The organism is Hydrogenophaga sp. (assembly GCF_041633695.1).
Classification (GTDB): domain Bacteria; phylum Pseudomonadota; class Gammaproteobacteria; order Burkholderiales; family Burkholderiaceae_C; genus Hydrogenophaga.
In genome coordinates this window covers 1-6189 of the sequence record NZ_JBFJMY010000256.1, presented here as the reverse complement: position 1 = coordinate 6189, position 6189 = coordinate 1, and the positions used below count along the sequence as shown (strand labels likewise).

Below are 6189 nucleotides of genomic sequence, written 5' to 3'. Positions count from 1 at the left end.
GGCGATGTAGACCGCGTCCACCGCCGGATCGGCCAGCACCGCTTCGTAGCTGCACCAGGCCGCACCGGGCAGATCCGACAGTTCGCGGGCGGCGGGCGCGCGGCTACCGACTGCGCTGATGGTGTGCCCGGCCTCGGCGATGGCTGGTGCCAGTTGTGTGCGGGCGATCTTGCCCCAGCCCAGAACGCCAAAACGCATATGCAGTCCTCCTTGCGACGCTTTGCTTCGCGGCCCTAGAGCCTGTTCACACCACCACCGGTTCCGGCTCCAGAAGAATGCCGAAACGCTCGTACACGCTGGTCTGGATCGCCTTGGCCAGGGTCATCACCTCACCGCCGGTACAGGGATGCTCCTTGCCACCCCGGTTCACCAGCACCAGGGCCTGTTTTTCGTACACCGCGGCATTGCCCACGCTCTTGCCCTTCCAGCCACAGGCGTCGATCAACCAGCCTGCAGCGAGCTTGATGCTGCCGTCCGCCAGCGGATAGTGCACCACCCGGGGTTCGCGCGCGATGATGTCTTCGCACTGCTCGGGGGTGACGGTGGGGTTCTTGAAAAAACTGCCCGCATTGCCGATCACCGCCGGGTCGGGCAGCTTGGCGCGGCGGATGCTGCAGATCCAGTCGAAAATTTGTTGCGCATCGGGCGCCTGCACACCGGTCTCCAGCATCTTGCGCTCCAAGTCGGCGTAACCCAGCACCGGCTTCCAGGGCTTGGGCAGCCAGAAACGCACCCGCGTGATGACGGCCTTGCCCGCCAGCCCCAGGCCGGTATCGCCCGCAGGCGCGTGCTTGAACACCGAGTCGCGGTAGCCAAAGCCACACTGGGCGGCGTTGAGTGTGAACGTCTTGCCGGTCTGCAGGTCGATACCGTCCAGTGAATGGAAGCGGTCTTGCAACTCCACGCCATAGGCGCCGATGTTTTGCACCGGTGCTGCCCCCACCGAACCGGGGATCAGCGCCAGGTTTTCCAGCCCGGGCCAGCCTTGCGCCAGGGTCCAGGCCACGAAGTCGTGCCAGTTTTCACCCGCTCCAGCCTCCACCAGCCAGCCCTTGGCGCTCTCTTCCAGCAAGCGGTGCCCGGCCACTTCCATCTTGACCACCAAGGCCTTGATGTCGCCGGTGATCACCAGATTGCTGCCGCCACCCAGCACAAACAGCGGCAGGCCGCCGTTCGCACGCGAAGCCAGCAGCTCGGACACATCGCTTTCGCTGCGCACGCGCAGCAATTGCAAGGCCTTGGCGGCGATGCCGAAGGTGTTGAGGGACTGGAGCGCTACGTTGTTCTCGACTAACATGGCTGGATTGTCTCATCCACTCTTGCTCCCGTACGCCACCATGCCCTCTTTTGACACCATTCTCGAAGCCGATCTTGTAGAAGTGAAAAACGCGGTCGACCAAGTCGCACGCGAAGTCGGCACCCGCTTTGACTTCAAAGGCACCAGCGCCGGCATCGAACTCAAGGACAAGGAGATCACCTTGTTCGGCGACGCCGACTTCCAGTTGCAGCAGGTCGAAGAAGTGCTGCGCAACAAGCTCGCCAAGCGCAATGTGGACGTGCGCTTTCTCGACGTCGGCAAGGTTGAAAAAATCGGCGGCGACAAGGTCAAGCAAGTTGTCAAGGTGCGCAATGGCATCGCCACCGAAGACGGCAAAAAAATCCAGCAAGCGATCAAGGGCAGCAAGCTCAAGTTGCAAGGCGCCATCCAGGGCGACGCGGTGCGCGTCACCGGCAGCAAGCGCGACGACTTGCAACAAGCCATGGTCCTGATCCGCGAGGCGCTGAAGGATTTGCCACTGTCGTTCAACAACTTCAGAGACTGAGCGCCCCACCCCGCCTCGGTCCTGCAAACCGCACCTTCTTCCAGCAGCAACACCTCGCGGCCACACCAGTCTGGCTGTGTGGGCTGAAAAAGGCACCTCATGCTCTTGATCCGGTTCTTTGCCCTGCTGCTGGCGGTCACAAGCAGCGGCGCCTTTGCCCAGCAAGTCGCGCTGGCGGGCGTGGCGGGCAGCAAGGCATTGATCGTCATCGACGGCACCGCGCCGCGCTTCATGAGCCCTGGCCAGACCCAGCAGGGCGTGAAGCTGCTGAGCACACTGGGCGAGTCCGCGGTGGTGGAGATCGCAGGCCAACGCCAGACCCTGCACGTGGGTGAAGCACCGGTGAGCTTGGGCCGAACGGGGGATGCTGGCGGCTCGCAGCGCATCGTGCTGACCGCCGACGGACAAGGCCATTTCATGCCGCCCGGGCAAATCAACGGCAAGGCCGTGCAGTTCATGGTGGACACCGGCGCCACCTTCGTGATCTTGAGCGAATCGGATGCCAAGCGCATCGACCTGGACTATCTGCGCGGCCGCAAAGTGGGTGTGAGCACGGCCAACGGCCAGGCCACGGGTTACCAGATACAACTGGCCTCGGTGCGCGTGGGCGACGCGCTGGTGCGCGAAGTGCCCGCCATCGTATTGCCCCAGTCCATGCCTTTTGTGCTGCTGGGCAACAGCTTTCTCACCCGCTTTCAGATGCAGCGCAACAACGACCAGTTGACGCTGGACCGGCGGTATTGAATCACCCCCGCGCCGCGCTTGCAGCGCGTCACCCCCTCCAGGGGGCAACGCCTGTGGCCTGGCTGAGCCAGTTCCACAGCGTTTCTCGACCAGGCATTGCGCGCCGGAGAGGTGGAGCAAGCGGCACCGCAGCCCGGCACCGCCCACTCAAACCGCCTGCGCCGCCGTGACCACGATTTCGATGCGCCAGGCTGGGTTGGCCAGCGCGGCTTGCACCGTGGCGCGCGGTGGTGCCGAGCCCGACTCCACCCAAGCGTCCCAGACCGCGTTCATCTCGCCAATCTCGCGGATGTCGGCCAGGTAAATTTCGGCGCGCAAGATGCGCGTCTTGTCGCTGCCAGCTTCCAGCAGGCGCAGTTGCACCTGGTCCAGTACGTCCTGGGTCTGGCCGCGCACATCGCTGTCGCCGCGCTCGGGCACCATGCCCGCGAGGTAGACCACCCCGTTGAAAACGGCCGATTCGCTGTAGCGTTCGGCCACATGGTGGCGCTGCAATTCGCGGCTCATTTTTTGGCTCCCAATTTGCTTTCTTTACCGGCCAACAAACGGTTGATGTTTTCGGCGTGCCGCCACACCAACAGAATGCCCATGACCGCCAGACTCAACACTTGCACGCCGGGTGCGCGCCAGGCCACCTGGCTGCCAAACAGAAAAAACGCGGGCGCAAAGATGGCCATGACGATGGACGCCAGCGACGAATAACGAAAGAAGAACGCGACGATGGCCCAGGTGAGCATGGCGGCCAAACCCAGCCAAGGCTCCACGCCGATCAAGACGCCAATGGCGGTGGCCACACCCTTGCCGCCCTTGAAACCAAAAAACACCGGGAACAAGTGCCCCAAAAACGCGGCCAGACCGACCAAGGCGACCGTGCCGTCGCCCAGGCCATACGCATCTCCCCACCATTTGACGGCCACCACCGGCAACCAACCCTTGATCCCATCGAGCAGCAGGGTGGCCACCGCAGCGGCCTTGTTGCCCGAGCGCAGCACATTGGTGGCGCCCGGATTTTTGCTGCCGTAGGTACGCGGGTCGTTCAAACCCATGGCTCGGCTCACAACGACGGCGAACGACAAGGAGCCCACCAGGTAGGCGGCCAGCGCGGCGAGCAAGGGGTAGATGGGGTCCAAAAATGTCTCCTCGGTGGGCTGTTTTCCGGGTCGTGAGCCAAGACCCGGAAACCCGCTCGGCGAGCGGGCTGTGCATGCCCTATTCTGCCAGCGCGCAATCCACCGGTCGGGCGCCCAGCGCAGCGCTGAGCACCGCCGGATCGATGCCGACCAGATAGCCCCGGCGCCCACCGTTGATCCAGATTTTGGGCAGCGTGAGCACCGATGCTTCGACCCACACCGGCATGTCGCGCTTCAAGCCAAAGGGCGAGGTACCGCCAACCAGATAACCGCTGTGGCGGTTGGCCACCTCGGGCTTGCAGGGTTCGATGGTCTTGGCGCCGGTCTGCCGCGCCAGGTTCTTGGTCGACACGCTGCGGTTGCCGTGCATGAGCACCACCAGCGGCTTGGCCTGTTCGTCCTGCATGACCAGGGTCTTGACCACGGCGAACGGGTCCAGCCCCAGCACCTCGGCACTGTGCTGCGCGCCACCACGCTCCACATATTCGTAGACGTGCTCGGTGAACAAGACACCATGGCCTTTGAGCCATGCGGTGGCCGGCGTCTCGGACACATGCGTTTTCTTTGCCATCAGACCATCAACCCCGTGAAGCCGTCTTGTTCGATCAGGTGGAATTCACAAACACCGTGGAACCGCCCTTCGCCTTCATCAAACGCAGAACAGCCCACAGGCGGCGCGGGAAAATCATTGCGCGGGGTCGCGCACCTCCCAGCGGATCTTGTCGATCGCGCCCAGCAGCTCGGGCGACAAGCTGGTGCCCCAGGCGTCCAGACATTCGTCCAGCTGGGCCACGCTGGTCACGCCGATGATGGTGCTGGCCACGCGCCAGTTGGTATAACAAAAGGCCAAGGCCATCTGCGTCGGGCTCATGCCATGCTCGCGCGCCAGCGCGTTGTAGCGCTTGGCCGTGGCGAGCGACTCGGGTCGACCCCAGCGCTGCTTGCGCATGGATTCGAACAAAGACATGCGGCCCGCATCGCCAACCAGACCGGTGCTGTCGTACTTGCCGGAAAGCAAACCAAAACCCAGCGGCGAATACGCCAGCAAGCCAACACCCAGGCGGTGACAGGTCTCGTCCAGGCCGTTCTCATAACTGCGGTTGATCAGGCAATAGGGATTTTGCACCGTGTCCACACGCGGCAAGCCGTGCTGCTCGGCGACCCGCACGAACTCGTGCACGCCATAGGGCGACTCGTTGGACAAACCAATGGCGCGCACCTTGCCCGCCTTCACCAGTTCCCCCATCGCGTCGAGTTGCTCGTGAATGGATGCGCATGCCTTGTCCTTGCTCGGATCAAAGGCCAGCGCGCCAAACGCGGGCATGTTGCGCGCCGGCCAGTGGATCTGGTACAGGTCGATCACATCGGTCTGCAAACGGCGCAGGCTGTTCTCGCAGGCTTGGATGATTTCGGCTTTGCTGACACCCGACTGCTCACCCCGTATCCAGGGCATGCCGCGCGAAGGGCCGGCCACCTTGGTGGCCAACACGAGCTTCTGGCGTGCGCCCGGCGTCTTGGCAAACCAGTTGCCCAGAATCGTCTCGGTGGAGCCGCAGGTTTCGGCCCTGGCCGGCACCGAATACATTTCGGCCGTGTCCAGAAAATTCACACCCCGTTCCAGAGAACGGTCGAGTATCTGGTGTGCGACGGCTTCGTTCACCTGTTCACCAAAAGTCATGGTTCCGAGACATATGGGCGTGACGTGTAGCGCTGAGGCGCCAAGTGGGATGGTTTTCATGCGATTGTTTGAAATAGCGGTGTTCAGTGCGCCCGTGCGGCGCACGCTTGCAATAGTTTAGGCTCCAATGAGGAACTCTGCAGTCGGCTTGGTGTCCTACACAAATTGACACCCAACCCCGTTACGCTGTAAAGCATGTCGAGCAATCGCAGACAACAACACCGTCAAAGGAGCATCCCATGAACACCATTCGAACCAGTCTCAGCATCACCACCCTCGCCGCCGCTCTCGCCCTGGCCGGTTGCGCCAACATGAGCGAGACCCAACAAGGCGCGGCCAAAGGCGCGGGCCTTGGCGCCCTTGCGGGCGTCGTGCTGGGCGCCGCCACCGGCGGCTCCAAGGGTGCAGCCCAAGGCGCTGTGCTGGGTGGCGCGGTCGGTGCGGCCGGCGGCTACATCTGGTCCAAGAAGATGCAGGACCAAAAGGCGGCCATGGAAGCAGCCACAGTGGGCACCGGCGTGGGCGTGAGCCAGACCAGCGACAACCGCCTGAAGCTCGACATCCCGAGCGACGTGTCTTTCGACACCGGGCGCTCCAACATCAAGTCCAACTTTGCGACGGTGCTGAACCAGTTCGCCGGCACGCTGAACGCCAATACCGCCACCACCATCAGCATCATCGGCCACACCGACAGCAGCGGCCCGGAGTCCGTCAATGACCCGCTCTCCGTCCAACGGGCGCTGAGCGTGCGCGACTACCTGGTGGCGCGCGGCGTTGCGCCTGCCCACGTGCAGGCCGCCGGCCGCGGCGAGCG

The 6189-nt window shown here is 63.5% G+C and carries 9 protein-coding genes; 3 read left to right on the top strand and 6 right to left on the bottom strand.

The genetic code is table 11. From position 1 onward, the window contains the following. Together ABYB95_RS15215 and murB are read right to left on the bottom strand one after the other, a co-directional pair. Nucleotides 1-198: Gfo/Idh/MocA family oxidoreductase (locus ABYB95_RS15215; protein WP_372659417.1), on the bottom strand; the 198-nt coding region annotated here is incomplete at its 3' end. A gap of 46 nt (nt 199-244) precedes the next feature. After that, nucleotides 245-1297, bottom strand: a complete 1053-nt coding sequence (gene murB, locus ABYB95_RS15210) for a UDP-N-acetylmuramate dehydrogenase (RefSeq protein ID WP_372659416.1) — start codon at nt 1295-1297, stop codon at nt 245-247. A 40-nt stretch (nt 1298-1337) separates the two neighbouring features. Between murB and ABYB95_RS15205 the strand changes: the two genes are divergently transcribed. Together ABYB95_RS15205 and ABYB95_RS15200 are read left to right on the top strand one after the other, a co-directional pair. Continuing rightward, entirely contained in the window at nt 1338-1823 is a 486-nt protein-coding gene (locus ABYB95_RS15205; protein WP_372659415.1) for a YajQ family cyclic di-GMP-binding protein, read from the top strand. 99 nt (nt 1824-1922) lie between these two features. After that, a complete protein-coding gene (locus tag ABYB95_RS15200) occupies nt 1923-2567 on the top strand; it encodes a TIGR02281 family clan AA aspartic protease (protein WP_372659414.1) in 645 nt (214 codons plus the stop codon). Nucleotides 2568-2714: 147 nt separating this feature from the next. Here ABYB95_RS15200 and ABYB95_RS15195 read toward each other — a convergent pair whose 3' ends face one another. From ABYB95_RS15195 to ABYB95_RS15180, 4 genes are all read right to left on the bottom strand, one after another. Then, nucleotides 2715-3074, bottom strand: coding sequence for a RidA family protein (locus ABYB95_RS15195; protein ID WP_372659413.1), 360 nt, complete (start codon nt 3072-3074; stop codon nt 2715-2717). Continuing rightward, complete coding sequence (gene plsY, locus ABYB95_RS15190; protein ID WP_372659412.1) at nt 3071-3697, bottom strand: glycerol-3-phosphate 1-O-acyltransferase PlsY; 627 nt, start codon at nt 3695-3697, stop codon at nt 3071-3073. Before plsY ends, ABYB95_RS15195 begins: the two co-directional genes overlap by 4 nt. A 79-nt stretch (nt 3698-3776) precedes the next feature. Continuing rightward, complete coding sequence (locus ABYB95_RS15185) at nt 3777-4268, bottom strand: aminoacyl-tRNA deacylase (protein WP_372659411.1); 492 nt, start codon at nt 4266-4268, stop codon at nt 3777-3779. Nucleotides 4269-4382: 114 nt separating this feature from the next. After that, nucleotides 4383-5435, bottom strand: coding sequence for an aldo/keto reductase (locus tag ABYB95_RS15180; RefSeq protein WP_372659410.1), 1053 nt, complete (start codon nt 5433-5435; stop codon nt 4383-4385). 179 nt (nt 5436-5614) lie between these two features. On the opposite strand from ABYB95_RS15180, the gene ABYB95_RS15175 reads away from it, so the two are divergent. Then, nucleotides 5615-6189: OmpA family protein (locus ABYB95_RS15175; RefSeq protein WP_372659409.1), on the top strand; the 575-nt coding region annotated here is incomplete at its 3' end.

What these genes read in the sequence shown, in the direction of transcription:
- murB (WP_372659416.1), bottom strand. Translation starts at nt 1,297, where the DNA reads ATGTTAGTCGAGAACAACGTAGCGCTCCAGTCCCTCAACACCTTCGGC.
- ABYB95_RS15195 (WP_372659413.1), bottom strand. Translation starts at nt 3,074, where the DNA reads ATGAGCCGCGAATTGCAGCGCCACCATGTGGCCGAACGCTACAGCGAA.
- ABYB95_RS15200 (WP_372659414.1), top strand. Translation starts at nt 1,923, where the DNA reads ATGCTCTTGATCCGGTTCTTTGCCCTGCTGCTGGCGGTCACAAGCAGC.
- ABYB95_RS15205 (WP_372659415.1), top strand. Translation starts at nt 1,338, where the DNA reads ATGCCCTCTTTTGACACCATTCTCGAAGCCGATCTTGTAGAAGTGAAA.
- ABYB95_RS15180 (WP_372659410.1), bottom strand. Translation starts at nt 5,435, where the DNA reads ATGAAAACCATCCCACTTGGCGCCTCAGCGCTACACGTCACGCCCATA.
- ABYB95_RS15185 (WP_372659411.1), bottom strand. Translation starts at nt 4,268, where the DNA reads ATGGCAAAGAAAACGCATGTGTCCGAGACGCCGGCCACCGCATGGCTC.